The 15,909-nt window shown below is 67.0% G+C and carries 16 protein-coding genes and 1 pseudogene; 11 read left to right on the forward strand and 6 right to left on the reverse strand.

All coding sequences use genetic code 11. The features are described from left to right. Positions 1-13: 13 nt before the first annotated feature. A pseudogene (locus HQN59_RS19500) lies at positions 14-298 on the forward strand (LysR substrate-binding domain-containing protein); the annotation flags it as partial. A 232-nt stretch (positions 299-530) separates the two neighbouring features. Here the strand turns inward: HQN59_RS19500 and HQN59_RS19505 are convergent. Together HQN59_RS19505 and HQN59_RS19510 are read right to left on the reverse strand one after the other, a co-directional pair. Continuing rightward, entirely contained in the window at positions 531-1,469 is a 939-nt protein-coding gene (locus HQN59_RS19505) for an FG-GAP repeat domain-containing protein (RefSeq protein WP_176070798.1), read from the reverse strand. Between the two features lie 351 nt (positions 1,470-1,820). Then, the gene (locus HQN59_RS19510; RefSeq protein WP_176070799.1) at positions 1,821-2,753 is read right to left on the reverse strand and encodes a LysR substrate-binding domain-containing protein; all 933 of its coding nucleotides are present in this window, start codon (positions 2,751-2,753) and stop codon (positions 1,821-1,823) included. A gap of 204 nt (positions 2,754-2,957) precedes the next feature. Between HQN59_RS19510 and HQN59_RS19515 the strand changes: the two genes are divergently transcribed. From HQN59_RS19515 to HQN59_RS19550, 8 genes are all read left to right on the forward strand, one after another. Then, positions 2,958-3,707 carry an SDR family NAD(P)-dependent oxidoreductase gene (locus tag HQN59_RS19515; protein ID WP_176070800.1) on the forward strand — a complete coding sequence of 250 codons (750 nt, stop codon included), beginning with the start codon at positions 2,958-2,960 and terminating at the stop codon, positions 3,705-3,707. A gap of 32 nt (positions 3,708-3,739) precedes the next feature. Then, positions 3,740-4,723, forward strand: a complete 984-nt coding sequence (locus HQN59_RS19520) for a TRAP transporter substrate-binding protein (RefSeq protein WP_176070801.1) — start codon at positions 3,740-3,742, stop codon at positions 4,721-4,723. Positions 4,724-4,775: 52 nt separating this feature from the next. Continuing rightward, positions 4,776-5,294, forward strand: coding sequence for a TRAP transporter small permease (locus HQN59_RS19525; RefSeq protein WP_176070802.1), 519 nt, complete (start codon positions 4,776-4,778; stop codon positions 5,292-5,294). After that, positions 5,291-6,550, forward strand: coding sequence for a TRAP transporter large permease (locus HQN59_RS19530; RefSeq protein ID WP_176070803.1), 1,260 nt, complete (start codon positions 5,291-5,293; stop codon positions 6,548-6,550). Before HQN59_RS19525 ends, HQN59_RS19530 begins: the two co-directional genes overlap by 4 nt. A 17-nt stretch (positions 6,551-6,567) precedes the next feature. Then, positions 6,568-7,422 carry a transketolase gene (locus HQN59_RS19535; RefSeq protein ID WP_176070804.1) on the forward strand — a complete coding sequence of 285 codons (855 nt, stop codon included), beginning with the start codon at positions 6,568-6,570 and terminating at the stop codon, positions 7,420-7,422. Then, positions 7,419-8,441, forward strand: a complete 1,023-nt coding sequence (locus tag HQN59_RS19540; RefSeq protein WP_176070805.1) for a transketolase family protein — start codon at positions 7,419-7,421, stop codon at positions 8,439-8,441. The genes HQN59_RS19535 and HQN59_RS19540 overlap by 4 nt, the downstream gene beginning before the upstream one ends. A gap of 68 nt (positions 8,442-8,509) precedes the next feature. Then, entirely contained in the window at positions 8,510-9,763 is a 1,254-nt protein-coding gene (locus HQN59_RS19545; RefSeq protein ID WP_176070806.1) for a carboxylesterase family protein, read from the forward strand. A 315-nt stretch (positions 9,764-10,078) separates the two neighbouring features. After that, positions 10,079-11,548, forward strand: a complete 1,470-nt coding sequence (locus HQN59_RS19550) for an alpha/beta hydrolase domain-containing protein (protein ID WP_176070807.1) — start codon at positions 10,079-10,081, stop codon at positions 11,546-11,548. 166 nt (positions 11,549-11,714) lie between these two features. Here HQN59_RS19550 and HQN59_RS19555 read toward each other — a convergent pair whose 3' ends face one another. Then, positions 11,715-12,428, reverse strand: coding sequence for a monooxygenase (locus tag HQN59_RS19555; protein WP_246295039.1), 714 nt, complete (start codon positions 12,426-12,428; stop codon positions 11,715-11,717). On the opposite strand from HQN59_RS19555, the gene HQN59_RS19560 reads away from it, so the two are divergent. Beyond that, positions 12,393-13,331, forward strand: coding sequence for a LysR family transcriptional regulator (locus HQN59_RS19560; protein ID WP_176070808.1), 939 nt, complete (start codon positions 12,393-12,395; stop codon positions 13,329-13,331). The two genes, HQN59_RS19555 and HQN59_RS19560, sit on opposite strands and share 36 nt — an antisense overlap. A gap of 257 nt (positions 13,332-13,588) precedes the next feature. On the opposite strand, the gene HQN59_RS19565 is transcribed toward HQN59_RS19560, so the two are convergent. Next, positions 13,589-14,050 (reverse strand): hypothetical protein, encoded by a 462-nt coding sequence (locus HQN59_RS19565; protein ID WP_176070809.1) that lies wholly within the window; start codon positions 14,048-14,050, stop codon positions 13,589-13,591. Between the two features lie 149 nt (positions 14,051-14,199). Between HQN59_RS19565 and HQN59_RS19570 the strand changes: the two genes are divergently transcribed. Beyond that, positions 14,200-14,409: a hypothetical protein gene (locus HQN59_RS19570; RefSeq protein WP_176070810.1), complete on the forward strand. Its 210-nt coding sequence runs from the start codon at positions 14,200-14,202 to the stop codon at positions 14,407-14,409. 219 nt (positions 14,410-14,628) lie between these two features. On the opposite strand, the gene HQN59_RS19575 is transcribed toward HQN59_RS19570, so the two are convergent. Together HQN59_RS19575 and HQN59_RS19580 are read right to left on the reverse strand one after the other, a co-directional pair. Beyond that, positions 14,629-15,273, reverse strand: a complete 645-nt coding sequence (locus HQN59_RS19575; protein ID WP_176070811.1) for a hypothetical protein — start codon at positions 15,271-15,273, stop codon at positions 14,629-14,631. 90 nt (positions 15,274-15,363) lie between these two features. After that, positions 15,364-15,798: a hypothetical protein gene (locus HQN59_RS19580; RefSeq protein WP_176070812.1), complete on the reverse strand. Its 435-nt coding sequence runs from the start codon at positions 15,796-15,798 to the stop codon at positions 15,364-15,366. Between the last annotated feature and the right edge of the window lie 111 nt (positions 15,799-15,909).

Below are 15,909 nucleotides of genomic sequence, written 5' to 3' on the forward strand. Positions count from 1 at the left end.
TCCGGCGTCAGCGGTCGCCGTGGTTGACAACGTGACGACGGCGCTCGGGATGGCGGCAGAGGGGCTCGCGGCCACACTCGCCCCTGCCTACATCAGCGTTCTTGCCGACAAGTTCGGGTTGGTCATGCGCCGCGTGGTCAACCCTGAGACGATCCGGCAGGTATGCGTCTATCGCTCACTCACTCGATCGCTGCCGCCCGCGGCAGACGCGTTTGGAGAGTTCCTCGTAGATAGCTTGCGCGTCACTGTCGAACCTGCGGCTGCCCCGCGGCGATCGCGGCGGCGCACAGGGCGCTGACATCCACTTTCGCAGCGTGCGAGACGAGTTGTCATGCGTCAGCTTTGTTCGCCAACGCGGCGAACACGGGCAACGCAAGGCTTGATGCCGCGGCGAGACCTCCGGCCATGCAGGCGGAGGCTGAGAATGGGCGGCCGAGATGCGGCACCGCGCTGATGCCGTTGGCCGAATGGGCCGCGCTTCGCGAGCCGCTTCTGCGGGCATGGCGGCTCTTGACGTCAGGCGGGCTCCCCTAATCGCTGAAGCGCACCTGCACGGTGATGCCGTCGGTCATCAGCACGCAAGCGCCGGAAGGCAGCGGCGTCAGGCGCTGCACCGGCGAGGGCAGCACCAGCGGCTCGGCCTGTTGCTTCCACTGCCCCGCGTCGTCCAAGCGCACCGCATGGAGCCGACGCAGGTCGTTGCCCGGAATGATCAGCGCCGGGCGACGCCCCGGCCTTTGAACGATCGCCGCCAGTTGCTGCTCCACGGTTCCGTTGCGGTGGTTGGACACTCCCGGCAGGGTTGCGACGGGTTGCAGCCGTGGGGGCTCGTAGCGGTACAGCGTCAGTACACCGCCCATGTGCGGTGTCGTCACTGCAGCGAGGTCCAATCGGCCATCGCCGTCGAAATCCGCCGCACCCACCGGGTTGAGCCAGCGCATGGGCTTGCCGGCGAAGGGGCCGCGCGCCATCGACGCCAGCACCGGCTCGCGCGCGCCGGCACCCGTGCGCAGGCCGTAGACGACCAGAGCCGAGCCGAGCTGCGGGTCCGATTCGACGACGATGATCTGATCGCCGCCATCCCCCTCCAAGTCGGCCAGTCGCAGCGTTCGGTCTTCGAACACGCGGTCGGCCGGTAGAGTGACCGTCAGCTGCCGCTGGATGCGGCCGGGGTGCGTCACCAACGCATGCAGGCTGCGCGCGTGCAGGGTGGAGCCGAGCGCCGCGTGCGCATAGTGGCTGCTCGGCGTTCCCAGCCACGCCCAGGCGATGTTGCGCGAGCCGCTCACCGCTTGACTGTCGGGGATGCGCTGCGCAGCAGCGGCAGGCGGAGTCTGCGCATCGACGGCCGTCGCCCCGCAGCGGGGCGCCGTGACCTGCGCCTCGAGCGTGCTCGCGGCCGCACCGGTCGCGATCAGGAGCCACGGCAGCATCGCGCGCGCGAAAGAAGAAAAGAACATGCCGCTCATTATGGTGACCGATGCGCACGCGCATCAGCTCGGCCGCACCCGGTCGCCGCCGGCCGGACCGTGACTCCCTCCGTGCGAGGAAGGTCAGCAACAGCTCTCAGTCGCGGCGTTGACGTGCAATTGCGCGCTGCCCCCAAGCCACTCTTGCTGGTCGGCACCCCGCGTGCAAGGATCCAGGTCGAGGCCTTCGCTTTCAACCCTCTGCCATTGCATCTGCTTGTCGCGGAAGGCGGACCGCGAGGCGAACGAAGCCGTGGTCGCCGCCTGACGTCGGTGCATCTCGGCCCAACCTGAGGTCAGGCCTTGGCGGGACCAAGGCGTGCGGCGAGTGTTTCACCTGACGCAAAGCGCCTAGGCTCTCCTGGTTGTCGCACGGTTCGCCCGCTGCTGCATCGCCGCCGTAGTAGCTGCAGCTTCGCTGTGAATCCACGCCAGGAATGCCTCGACGGGCGGTCGCGTCGAATGCCGTGAGGGATACACCGCGAAGTGGGCCTTGATGCGAATTGCCTTCTCAGGGCTGAACACCGGCTTGAGCGACCCACGGGCCAGGTGCGATTCGGCGTTTACAGCACTTTCCAGCGCTACGCCCAAGCCCTGAACGGCGGCATCAAGGGACATCTGGGCACGATCGAAGCGCAGCGCAAAGCGTTCCGGGGACCGAAGCGTCGAGTACCGTTGCAGCCAGTCAGACCATTGCACGACGCTGACGTTGCTCTGAATCAGCGGCACCTCGAGCAACTGCTCGATTCGCTTGAGCCGATGCTCTCGAATGAACGCAGGGCTTGCAAGCGGCAGGATCGGTTCTTCGAACAACGGCTCGACGACGAGGTCGCTCCATTGCGGCACGCCGTAGCGGATGTCGACGTCGGCCTGGCCCAGCGCGAAGTCGCTTTGCGTGTGCGCGGCCGAAAGGTTGAGCGAGATGTCGGGATGGGCCTGAGCGAACCCGCGTAGCCGCGGCATCAGCCACAGGCTCGCGATGCTCGGGGCCGAGTGGACGTAGAGGCTGTTGCCGACTCCCTTGCGGAGGTCCTCGGTGGCCGCGGAAATCGCGCCCACTGCGCCGGCGACGCGCTCGAGATATCGCTCGCCGGCTGCGCTGAGGCGCACGCCGTGCGCACTTCGCTCGAACAGGCGCACTCCGACGTCCGCTTCGAGTCTCGCGACCTGATGACTGATGGCGGATGCCGTGAGATGCAACTCGGCTGCGGCAAGCGCAAAGCTGCGTCTACGTGCCACTGCTTCAAAGGCCAGAAGGTTCGCGACCGAGGGCAATGCAGGCATCGGGTTCTCCCCCACGTAACGTGAAGCCTTGTCAGCTTACCTTGAAAAATGATCGCTTGATGTCAACCGGTCCCCGCAGGACGATGCGCACCAGAAACACGGAGCAAGCAGGTCGTCGATGTCTCGGCGGTCGCGCAACGGGTGCCGCGCGCGAGAGTGCGCAAGGTCCGCTCCGATTAGTACTTCTTGCTGGAGACGGACTTCATGCTGCTAAGAGACAAGGTCGCGGTGATCACCGGTGGGGCAGGGCTCAACGGGCTCGGCTTCGCCACGGCGCGGCAGATGGCTGCTCACGGCGCGCGCGTAGTGATCGTCGATCTCGAACGTGCCGATCCCGCGTCGGCGGCGTCCCGCCTCGGCGACGGTCATCTCGGCGTCGTCGGCGACGTCACCGACAAGGCTGCGTGTGACGCTGCGATCGAGCAGGCGCTGAAGGCTTACGGGCGAATCGACGTGCTCGTGAACAACGCGGGCATCACGCAGCCGGTGAAGACGCTCGAGATCACCCGCGCCGACTACGACCGCATCCTCGACGTCAGCCTGCGCGGCACGCTGCACATGTCGCAGTCGGTGCTGCCCGCGATGCGACGGCAGCAGGCGGGTTCGATCGTCTGCATCTCGTCGGTGTCGGCCCAGCGGGGCGGCGGCATCTTCGGTGGTCCGCACTACTCCGCGGCAAAGGCCGGCGTGCTCGGCCTGGCACGCGCCATGGCACGCGAGTTCGGGATCGAGGGGATCCGGGTCAATTGCATCACCCCCGGACTGATAGAGACCGACATCACGCAGGGCAAGCTCAGCCCGGAGCGCAAGGACGCGATCACCGAAACCATTCCACTCAACCGGCTCGGGAGGGCCGACGACGTGGCCGGCGCCTGCGTGTTCCTGGCGAGCGACCTCTCCGTGTATTGCACCGGCATCACGCTCGACGTCAACGGCGGAATGCTCATCCACTGACGCGCGAACATTCATTTCAGGAGACAAACGCGATGAACCGAAGGACCCTCCAGCTGTCACTGCTTGCTGCAGCATGTACCCTGCTCGTGCCGCTCGGTGCCAGTGCCCAGACGACCAAGTTGACCCTCGGCCATGGCGCCGCTCCCGGCAATCCGCGTCATGAGGCGTCGGTCCGCTTCGCAGAGCTGCTCAAGGCGAAGACCGGCGGGCGCATCGAAGTCCAGGTCGCGCACTCGGCGCAGCTCGGCGACGACGCGGCCATGGTGACGGCCTTGCGGACCGGCGCGCTCGACATGTCGGCCAACTCGCAAGGCGCGGTGGCCAATGCAGTTCCCGAGTACGCCGCGTTCGGCATGCCGTTCATGTTCTCGAGCGCCGCTCAGGCGTTCAAGGTGCTCGACGGCCCGGTGGGCAAGGAGCTCGCCGACCGCTCGGCCGAGAAGGGCATGGTGGTGCTCGGCTACTGGGACAACGGCATCCGCCAGATGACCAACAGCAAGCGACCGATCGTCAAGGCCGAGGACCTGAAGGGTCTCAAGATGCGGACGCCGCCCGATGCGACGCTGGTGGACATCATGCAGGCGCTGGGCGCCGACGCACAGCAGATCAAGTTCTCCGAGCTCTACGTGGCGCTTCAGCAGGGCGTCGTCGACGGCCAGGAGAACCCCCTCGCGAACATCCACGCCAGCAAGCTCTACGAGGTGCAGAAGCACCTCGCGATGACCAACCACCAGTTCCAGATGACGCCACTGCTGATGAGCAAGCGCACCTGGGATCGCCTGTCCGCCGCCGACCGCAAGGCGGTGCAGGACGCGGCGTCCGAAGCAACCACGCTGCAGCGGCGGCTCTCGGCCGAAGCCGACGAGAAGCTGCTCGCCGACCTCAAGGCGCAGGGCGTGCAGGTGACGACGGTGGACAAGAACGCTTTCGCGAAGGCCACCGAGAAGGTCACGGAGAAGTGGCTCAACGGGCCCATCGGACCGTACCTCAAGAAGGTCGTCGCCGCCGCGCGCTGAGCGCTTCCGCCCCTCGCAGCCGGCGCCGTCATGGCGTCGGCAGGAGTTCACCTTGGATACCTTCATCGCCTGGGTAGAGCGCGGCATCGGCTACTTCTGCCGCGCGATCCTTTACGTGACGCTGGCCGTCACCTTCCTCATCCTGAGCGCGAACGTCGGACTGCGCTATGCGATGGGTAGCAGCCTGACGTGGGCGTCGGAGCTTCCGGAACTGCTTTTCCCCTGGATGATCATGGCCGGCGTGGTGATCGCGGCGCAGAGCGGATCGCACATCGCCGTCGTGATCCTGACGCAGCGCCTGGGCGCATCGCGTCGCTGGGTGCTGGCGGCCGGCGCGTTGATCGTCGCGGGGCTCTATCTCGGCCTGGGCTGGGCCGCGCTTCCGCTGATGGAAATCGCTGCCGACGAGTACAGCCCGATCCTGCGCGTGCCGGGCTCGGTGACCGTGGGCTGCCTGGTGGGTGGCTTCGTGCTGCTGGCGATCACGACGCTCATCCGCATTCCTTCGATGCTGAACACCGAGGCGCAGGTGGTGCCCGGGCCTGAAGCGCATGCGGGAGCATCGGCATGACCATTCTCATCATCGGTCTCTTCATCGTCGCCGCGCTGGCGTCGATCCCGATCGCCCACGCACTGGTGCTCGCGTCGGTCGGCGGCCTGCTCGCGCTCGGCCGGGTGCCGGTCGACTTGGCGGTGCAACAGATGATCTCGCAGATGCAGAGCTTCCCGCTCATCGCGATCCCGTTCTTCATGTTGACGGGGGCGTTGATGGTCAGCGGCAGGCTCGGCCAGAGCCTCGTGAACCTGCTGTCGATGATGATCGGACGCGTTCACGGCGGCCCGGCGCAGGTGGGCGTGCTGTCGTCGACCATCTTCGGCGGTGTCTCGGGGTCGGCCGTGGCGGACGCGTCGGCGATCGGATCGATGCTGATCCCGTGGCTCAAGAAGCTCGGCTACCCCGCGCCGTTCGCCGCGGGCACGCTGGCCGCGGCGGCGACCATCGACATCCTCATACCGCCGTCGATTCCGATGATCGTCTATGCGCTGGTGTCGGGCGCATCGATCGGCGCGCTCTTCGTCGCCGGCATCCTGCCGGGCCTCTTGATGTGCGGCGGCTTCATGCTGGTGTGCTACGTGCAGGGCCGTCGCCGGGGCTTTCCGCGCGACACCACGCCGTTCCGCTGGAACGCCTTCGGCCGTCAGCTCGTGCTCGCCGGGCCCGCGCTCGCGATGCCGGTGCTGATCATCGTCTTCCTGCGCTTCGGCATCGCGACGCCCACCGAAGTGAGCGTGATGTCGACCCTCTACGCGCTGGTCGTCTCGGGACTGGTCTACCGCGATCTCACCATCGCCAAGCTGCGTCACGCCGCCGTCGAGGCGGGGATCTCGACCGGCGTGGTCCTCCTGATCATCATGGCCTCGAGCATCGTCGGCTGGATCGTCACCTACGAGCAGCTGCCTGCGGCGTTCACCCGCTTCGCCACCGAGACCTTGCAGTCCCCCTGGCTGATCATCCTGGCGATGAACCTGATCATGCTGGCCACCGGCATGTTCATCGATCTGCCGGCGGCGGTGCTGCTGCTGACGCCGATGTTCGTTCCGCTCGCCGCGGCGGTCGGCATGGACACGGTCCAGCTCGGGATCATGATGATCGTCAACCTGTCGATCGGGCTCTACCACCCGCCGATCGGCACCACCCTGTTCATCACGAGCTCGATCGCCAAGGTGCGCATCGGCGACGTCGTGGTCGAACTCATCCCCTTCTACGTGGTTGCCGTGGGCCTGCTGCTCGGCTTCGCGTACCTGCCGTGGCTCACGCTGCACTGATCTTCCGGACTTCACACATGGACACTCTGCAACGCTTGCGCGAGAGCGCGTATCGCATCCGACGCTTCGCCGTGCGGATGGGCGAAGTCCAGGGCCAGGGCTACGTCGGGCAGGCGCTCGGTTGGGCCGACGTGCTCGCAGTCGCCTACTGCCACGCGCTGCGGCTTCGCCCCCCCGAGCCCGAATGGGAAGGCCGCGACCGTTTCCTGCTGTCGCACGGCCACTACGCGATCGCGCACTACGCGGCGCTGATCGAGGCCGGCGTCATCGCCGAGGCCGAGCTCGAAACCTATGGCAGCGACGACAGCCGTCTGCCGATGTCGGGAATGGCCACCTACACCCCCGGCATGGAGATCTCCGGCGGCTCGCTGGGACAGGGCCTCGTGATCGGCGTCGGCGTGGCGCTCGGCCTCAAGCACAAGAAGAACCCCGCGTTTGTCTACAACTCGATGTCGGATGGCGAACTCGACGAGGGTTCGACGTGGGAGGCCGCGATGGCCGCCGCGCACCATCGGCTCGACAACCTGATCTGCCTGGTGGACATCAACAACCAGCAGGCCGACGGGCCGTCGAGCAAGGTACTGGGCTTCGAGCCACTCGCCGACAAGTGGGCGGCATTCGGCTGGCACGTGCAGCGCGTCGACGGCAACGACCTGCCTCGAGTCTTGGCGGCGTTCGACCATGCTCGCGCACTCGCCGAGCCAAAGCCGCGGGTCATCCTGTTCGACACGCAGATGGGCAGGGGCGTGCCGTTTCTCGAGCAACGCGACAAGAACCACTTCATCCGCGTGGACTTGCCCGAGTGGCAACAGGCGCTCGATGCACTCGATGCGCGACGTTCGAAGACGACCAACGAAGGAGCGCCGGCATGAGCGGCAACTCAGCAGAAGCCAAGGCGGTGGAGAAGAAGCCGCGTCTGACCACCTCTGCCATGATCGCGTCGATCGCCTCGGAGGGCCAGCGCGTCAAGGCTGCGCCGTTCGGCAAGGCGCTCGTCGAGTACGCGGCCGATCGCCCGGAGATCGTCGGGCTCACCGCCGACCTCGCGAAGTACACCGACCTCCATCTGTTCGCGCAGGCATATCCCGAGCGCTTCTATCAGATGGGCATGGCCGAGCAGCTGCTGATGGGCGCAGCCGGCGGCATGGCCAAGGAGGGGCTCGTCCCGTTCGCGACGACGTACGCGGTGTTCGGCACCCGGCGCGCCTACGACTTCATCCACCAGGTGATCGCCGAGGAAGGCCTCAACGTCAAGATCTGCTGCGCGCTTCCGGGGCTGACGACCGGCTACGGCCCGAGCCATCAGGCGACCGAGGACCTCGCCATGATGCGGGGCGTCCCCGGGCTGACCATCGTCGATCCCTGCGACGCGCTCGACATCGAGCAGGCGGTTCCGCAGATCGCTGCGCACAAGGGCCCGGTCTACATGCGTCTGCTGCGTGGGCAGGTGCCGTTGGTCCTGGACGAGTACGGCTACGAATTCGAACTCGGCAAGGCGAAGCTGCTGCGCGACGGCAATGAGGTGCTGGTGATCTCCAGCGGGCTCATGACGATGCGCGCACTCGAAGCGGCCGAGACGCTGCAGGCCGATGGCGTCGGCGTGGCGGTGCTCCATTGCCCGACGATCAAGCCGCTCGACGAGCTGACCATCCTCGAAGCCGTTCGCTACAAGAGTCGGCTGGTGGTGGTCGCCGAGAACCACTCGGTGATTGGTGGGCTCGGCGAGGCGATCGCCGGCACGCTGCTGCGGCATCGCGTGCAGCCGGCTCGGTTCGAGTTCGCGGGTCTCCCCGACGCCTTTCTCGACGCCGGGGCGCTGCCCACCCTGCACGACCGCTACGGCATCAGCCGCGAGGCGCTGGCCCAGCGTATCCGCGGCTGGTTGGGCTGACCACCGCTCTCTCTCACGCGTCCGGCAAACCAGCGCCGACGTCCACCTTTGCAACGTCAGGAGATCACATGAAGCGCCGCCACCTGCTGGCCTTGTCCATCACCCTCGCTGCTGCCTCTCTCGAAGGCTGCGGTGGCGGCGGCGATGACGGCGATGACGGTCCGACCTTGTCGAGCCTCGGGGTGCAGACCAGCGCCCACAGCGGTGAGAGCCTCGAGCCCGGCTTCGATGCCGGCCGACGCTCGTACACGCTGCACGTGCAGAGCGACATCTATGGCGTGCTGCTGCAGCCCAAGGCAAGCGACCCCGGCGTGCAGGTGACCGTGACGGCTTCGACCACGGCAGGAGCGTACAGCACCACGATTGCCAACACCGACGTGAACCAGCCCGAAGCGGTGCCCCTGGGCACGGTGTACGGGCAGTCGGGTCACCTCGTCAAGCTCTCCCAGAGCTACGCCGCCTACGACGTCGCGTACACGCAGATGGCGACGATCGTGCTGACCGACACGCGAACCGGCGCGAGCTCCAGCTACACGGTCAACATCGTGCGGGACAACGACTCGGCGATCCGCGCGAAGTTCGGTGCCGAGAAGGTGTTCACCAGCGCGGCCGGCGCCAGCATCAAGTACCGCATCTACTTTCCGCCGAACTACACCGCAAGCACGAAGACGTATCCGGTCGTCCTCGCGTTGCACGGCGTCGGCCAGCGTGCCGCGGGAGGGCAGCCTTCCGACATGGTGCTCAAGCGGACCAAGCAGGCGACGATCTGGGCGCAGGATTCGGAACAGGACTCGGCGAAGGAGGCGATCGTCATCGCGCCGCAAGCCAACACGGCGTGGGCGGCCGGCGACAACGCGGGCACCCTGTCGGCGGACGGACAGGCCGCCTACGAGCTCCTGCAGGACGTTCTCGCGAGAGAACGCGTCAACCGCAACCGGGTCTACCTGACCGGTCTTTCACTCGGGGGAAACGGCTCGCTGGTGATGGCACAGAAGTACCCGCAGACGTTCGCGGCGCTCTTCATCCACGCAGCATGGGCCGGCGCGCCCAACAGCGACACGGTTCTCGGCACGAACTACAACTGGGCGGGGCTTAGACAGTACCTCAGCGGAAGGATCCGCCTGGTGCAGGCCGAAGACGACCCGCAAGTGCTCTTCAAGAACTACCAGAACATCGTCAACCAGCTGAACGCGAACGGCATCTCTTTCCAGTCGAAGGTCTACCCGTCGGGGACGTTCATCTATCCGGATGCGCACTTCTCGTGGATCGCAGGATACGCCGACAAGTCGGCTCGGGACTGGATGTTCAGCCTGAGCCGATGACCGATCGATCGCGCGGGGCTTCGTAGCCTCGGCATCGGCCGGCGGCAGCGGCCCGCCACCACTCCCGTCAGTGGCCGGCGCTGCGCAAGCGCGCGGCGGGGAAAGCCTCGCCCCGAAAGACTCTATTGAGGATGTCTCGGCGGGCCTACGTTGCGCTCCGACATCCGCGCCATCGCCAACGAGTTTCGACTCCGTCGGAGTCGGGAAAGGAGATGAAGTGACGGCCACGTGATGCCGTCAGCGCTGACGCGCCAAGAAGCAATACCTCAACGCTCCGTCCCGTCTGTACCAGGTGCAAGGGGCAGCAGAGAGCGAATGACGTTCAACCACCATCAGAGGAAGACAATGCTCGCATCGCTGAAAGAGTTCCGTCTCGTGCGCCAGATCGCCCTGGCGACAATGACGACCCTCGCCGCCCTGTCGATCGCGCACGCGGCCCCACCCGCAGCGCCGACGGTGATCGGACCGCTTCCGTTCAACTCGACGCCGGGGGCGGGTCTGACGCGCGACTACCCGCAACTGGCCACGGAGCCGTACTTCGACCTCAAGCTCGTCGGCTATACCGAGGAAGAGTTCTTCGTGCAGGGCTTCGCCACCCGGTACGAAACGCCGGCGCTTGCGCGCGGCGTGGCGCTTTCGACAGGCCACCCCTACAAGACCCGCATCGTCGTGCATCGGCCGGTCGATCCGGCGAAGTTCAACGGCATTGTCCTCGTGGAGTGGGACAACGTCACCTCTGGCTATGGCATCGATCTGCATTGGGAGTACTCGCGCGAGTACCTGACTCGGGAGGGCTACGTCCATGTGCGTGTGCAGGCGCAGCGCGTCGGCGTCCATCAGGCCCGCAGCGGGCTCAAGGAGTGGAGCCCCACGCGGTACGCGAGTCTGGATCTGACTGCCGGCGGCACCATCCTCGACGACTCGTTGTCGTACGACGTGTTCTCGCAGGTCGTGGTCGCCCTGAAGGGCTTCGGGCAGTCGCAGTTGCTCGGCAATCTGCGGCCGAAGGCGTTCCTCGCCGTCGGCCAATCACAGTCGGCAAGCCGTCTGACGCTGTACTACAACTCGATCCAGCCAATCCACAAGGTGGTGGACGGATTCCTGCTGCAGGTGTCCGGCGGTCCGTTCCGCACCGACATCAACGCGCCGCTGATCCAGGTTCTCAGCGAGAACGAGGTGCAGACCGGGGGTTATGCGAACCGTCGGCAGCCGGACAGCGGCACGTATCGGCGCTGGGAAGTCGCCGGGGCGGCTCACGTGGACTACTGGTGGGTGATGTATCGCCAAGCGCTGGCGGTGCGGGACGGACTCACTCCCCCGAGCCTGGCGTGCCAACCGGAGCCGGCGAGCCACGTTCCGCTGCGGTACGTTCTCAATGCGGGATATCACCACCTGGCGCGCTGGGTTCTTCGAAACGAGCAGCCGCCGCGCGCGCCCGACCTCGTGACCACCTCGCTGAGCCCGGTGGTGCTGGCGCGTGACGAGAACGGCATTGCCCTCGGCGGGATCCGGCAACCCGAGGTCGAGGCACCGACCGCGACCAACATGGGGATCCAGATCAACATGACGCCAGGGTGCCCCGGCAACTACGGGATGCACATTCCGTTCAGCGAGGCGAAGCTTTCGCAGCTCTACCCGACAGAACGTTCGTATGAACGTGCCGTCACGCAGTCGGTGCGCCGCAACGTGCGCGATGGCTTCCTGCTCAAGGAAGACGGCGAGGAGATCATCCAGCGCGCCAGGAACTCGACTGTGGGGACCGGTCGACCGGTCATGATCCACTAGGCTGGGTCGGCCGCGGCTCACTTCGTCTCGGTTGACGAAGTGAGCCGATGGTCTGACCATCATCGGGCAGCCGTGTGTCAGCGCCGCGATGCGCTCGGGCGAGCACCTCCATGGCGTCTCGCTTCAGGCCAGCCGCGCCATTCGCGTTGGTCCGGCTCCGCCCCCCTTACGCCGTGAACTGACCCAGCCGTCGCACCGACTGGAAGACCGGCCGCGCGACCGCGCCTCCTCGCTTCATGGTCGCGGCGACGTCCGGGGCCGTTCTGAAGGCGTCGAAGGCGGCCTCGTCTGCCCAGTCGATCAGCACGTGCACGGTGTTCTCGTCGCCGGCGAAAACCTGTGCGCCCTTGCTTCCATGGGCTGACCGCGCCGCCAAGCCGGCGCTCGCGAAGACGTCGAGGAATGTCTTCGTGTCGGCGACCTGCACGCGCGCGAGCGTCGTGAACGAATCCGCTGCGCCACCGACGGGTCCGCGCGTGCGCGTGCTCAGCGCCGGGTTGACGTCCAGCACCCGCGCGACGATGTCCGAGTCCTTGACGCCGAAGGCGGCAAGACGTGCCCGGTGCTTCGTCAGGTAAGCCGCCGCGGCTGCCCTGTCGTCGAACAGGTAGACGCCCCCGGCACGCGCGCTCTCCGGGTCTTCGGTCCACAGCTTCCAGCGCAACCCGGGCTCCTGGGCGATGTCATCGGCAAGCTCGCGGCACACGTCCGCGAGTGCATCGCCCCACGGGCCGTCGAAGACGAAGTCGATCTGAAGCAAGGCAAGGGTCATGGTGTGCTCCACGTAGTTGAGATCGACAGCGTAGGTTGAACACCATCGCTTGATAATCCTCGAAACGCTTAAATGACCATCAACCACTGGTGCGAGATCATGGATCAACTTACGAGCATGCGGGCGTTCGTGAAGGTGGTGGACCTCGGCGGCTTTGCCGCGGCCGCGCGCGCGTTCGGGCTGTCGACCACGATGGTCAGCAAGCACGTGGCGGCGCTCGAAGCGCGTTTGGGTACGGCCCTGCTCACTCGCACCACGCGCAACGTGTCGGCGACCGACGCGGGCCGGCGCTTCCACGGGCGCTGCCAGGAGATCCTTCAGGCCGTCGACGAAGCGGAGCGGGAGGCCGGCGAGGAAGGACGCGAGCCGGTGGGCTGCCTACGCATCACGGCGCCGGTCGAGCTCGGCAACGGGCATATCGCGCCGTTGCTGCCGCCCCTGATGCAGCGACACCCGGGGCTCTCGGTCGCGCTCGAGTTCTCCAATCGGGTGGTCGATCTGGTCGAGGAAGGCTTCGATGCGGCGATCCGGGTTGCAGAGGTGCTCGACACCAGCCTCAGAGGACGGCAGCTGACCTCGTCGCGTCTCGTGCTCGTCGCGTCACCGAGCTACCTCGCCACGCGCACGCCACCAAACACGCCCGACGATCTGATCGCGCATGACACCCTCAGCTTCTCGCTGAGCATGGGACCCGAATGGACGTTCGGCGGGCAGGCCGGCAAGCGCGTGATCCAGGTCCGCCCCAAGTTGCTGTCCAGCAGTTCAGAGGCTGTCCGGACGGCGGCGCTCGCCGGCGCCGGCATCGCGTTGCTGCCGACGTTCCTTGTCGGCGCCGATCTGGTTTCCGGGCGGCTGCAGCAGGTGATGTCCTCAGCCTCGCTGGGCGCGCTGAAGATCTTCGTTCTCTACCCGCATCGCCGAACCCATCCGGCGCGCCTGCGTGCGCTGATGACCGCCTTGACCGAGCGGTTCGGACACGACCCGGAACGAGACGTGTTCATGAGTTCCTAGGCACCGCCGGCAATCAGCTGCTCTTGCGCAAGCCGTTCAGCTGCTCGGCACCATTGCGGCTCCGGTCGCGGGGTCCGAGTGCGGCATCGTGCGCAAGGTCTCGAGCAGCGCGCGGCGCTCGAGCTCATCGAGCCTCCGAACTCCCGCGGCAGCGGGAGTGTCGACTGCTCGACTCATCGGCCGGGGCGGGGATGCCGGTGATGCCATCGCCCGAGCCGGCAGCCAGAGGAGCAGGCTCAGCACCGTGCACGCGACCATTACCACCGCCGCAGCGACGACGGCGATGATCGCGAGGACCAGACCGCCATCCCGTGGCTGCGCAAGCACGAGCCCGCAGTCGCTGACATCGCGCGCAGGGTCCAGGCCTGCCACCCGCAACGGTAGCGGCCGGCTACCGGAACTTCGAAGCGCACCACGGCGAGCAGCACCCGTCCCCTCAGCGATGTCCGCCTGCTGCGGAACACCAGCGGTATGGCCTGGACCGGCGTGTCGGCCGCGTCGGCCAACGCGAACGAGAGCCCGGCGAAGCGCGTGCTCCCCTGCCGACCGTCGAGGTGCAGGACCAGGCTGCCGGCGGGCAGGGCGACGAATTGTTCCGGCACGACCGGCAGCCTCGCAGCGACGTCGAGCCTGGCGCGCCGCACCAACACCCCTATGGCGCGGCCCAGCGCGACGGCGGCCAGCGCGGCCAGGGGCACCAGAACGTACAGCGGACTCATCGCCCGCGAAAGCATAGGGGATGCAATCGACACACAAGCGAGTTGAAGAAACGCACCTGCGACTGTTCGTTCCGCGCGAATGGCCGGCGGCGCAGCCCGAACCACATGCGCGATCGGGGCACTCGCGCACCAGGATGGCTGGAATATCCTTGAAGCACATGCAAGCCGTTGCCCTTCTGTTCGCCGTCGTCGGGATCGCCTGTGAAGCCTTCGCCTACTGGGGGCTCAGCACAGCCTCTGGCCGCCTCGCTTTTGACGAGATGGCGGGCATCGTTCCCTTTGCCACCGGTGTCTCGGGAGCTGTCCTCATCGCCTTCGCAGCCTTGCTGTATTGGCTTGCGACCCGCCGCCGGTCGTAGTTGAGCGCCGACGAAGACTCAGAAGCAAGGCCGCGGCTCGCCACCCGCATTCTCGAGATCGGCAGCAACCCGCTGCGGGTTTGCTCACAAGGAGGTTCGGAGCGTGCTTGCCGTGCCGAGTCGTTCCGCCGGCAGCGAACTGGATACGTGTATGGGCCAACGGTGACCGTGCCCCACCGTCGACGAGTTCCCCGACGACCTGCCGCTCGCTTTGTCTCGTCACGGCATCCGGCCGGGCGCTGATGCGAGCCTGCGAAACGTAGCGATCAGCAGCGTCTCGTCGCCGACGTGCACGGCGGTGATTCGCGTCTCGAACGCGTCGGAGCCTGGCTCCGGGTCGACGACGTAGGCGAGAGTGGCGCTGCCTCGCGGCGGGCTCGCGCCAGAGAGCTGTGGCCGTGCCTCAGCACCGATTACCTCGCGATCGAGCTTGCGCCCGCGCCGACCATGTGCCGAGTGCCCTCCAGCGTACGGCAGCCCGGCCGTGTCCAACACGGGCCCGTACAGATCGTCCCAGAGCTTTGGAATCTCGAGCGCGGTAAGCACGTTGATGACGTACGAATCCTCGGCCGGTCCCGACACGCGGACGCAGCCGAGCGGCTCGTGCTGGCCACTGTCTGCGGGAAGCCGAAACCAGCGCGGGAATGCACGCTCCACCTCGGCGCAGGTCACGCGGCGCACGCGGTGCGGACCGACCTGCTCTGGCGCGATCACCACCCGCTTCCGAGTCGCCTGCTCGGTCAGCACCACCCAGCCCAGATGGCTGTCGACGGACCACTCTGGGTTGCGGCTGGCGAGGGCGGCGACCTCGTCGGAGGGCTGCCGACCCCACCAGAATGCGGCAGCGAGGCCCGCGAGCACCAAGCCGACGATCGAGCGCCCGAGCAGCCGGTGGAGGGCAGAACGCACGCGCGATTCCGACTCCGGACGCGGACGATCCGCGAGTAGCGACGCTCAGCGGCGCCGCAGCGTCGCAAGCCGCCCGAGCACCAGCCCCACTGCAATGCCGGCGTACACCATCGCAAGGCTTTCCCGACTGAGCCGCTTCTCGAAACCGGGCGTGAGACGCTCGGGCACCAGCTTCAGGTCGACCACCGCAGCGACCGCCGTGGTGATCACCGCGTCGGTCACGAGCGCGCCAACGCCGTGCCGACGCCGCCGGGCCTGCAGCGCCTCGAACAGAGCGCCCCAGAAAAACGCCGAGCTGTGATGAAGCGCCTGACCGACGAACGTGTGCTTGAGGTCCGCACGATCTGACCTCAGCGCCTCGTCGCCCCACACGATGTGGCTCGGCGCGTTGATGGCCGAGGCAAGGCTGCCGTTCTCGCGGCGGCCGAGCAGCCCGAGCAGCGCGGTCGAGAGGATGCCGGAGGCGAGGCTCTCCAGCATCCACGCGCGCCCCGACATTCGCGAGGTCAGACCACGGGCGACACGAGAACCAGAAAGGAGAGCGCCGAGGGCGTGGTCACTCGCTCGAGCGTCGGGTTCTTGCATGGCACG

The sequence above is a fragment of the Rhizobacter koreensis genome, from assembly GCF_013366375.1.
In the GTDB taxonomy this organism is placed as follows: Bacteria; Pseudomonadota; Gammaproteobacteria; order Burkholderiales; family Burkholderiaceae_C; genus Schlegelella_A; species Schlegelella_A koreensis.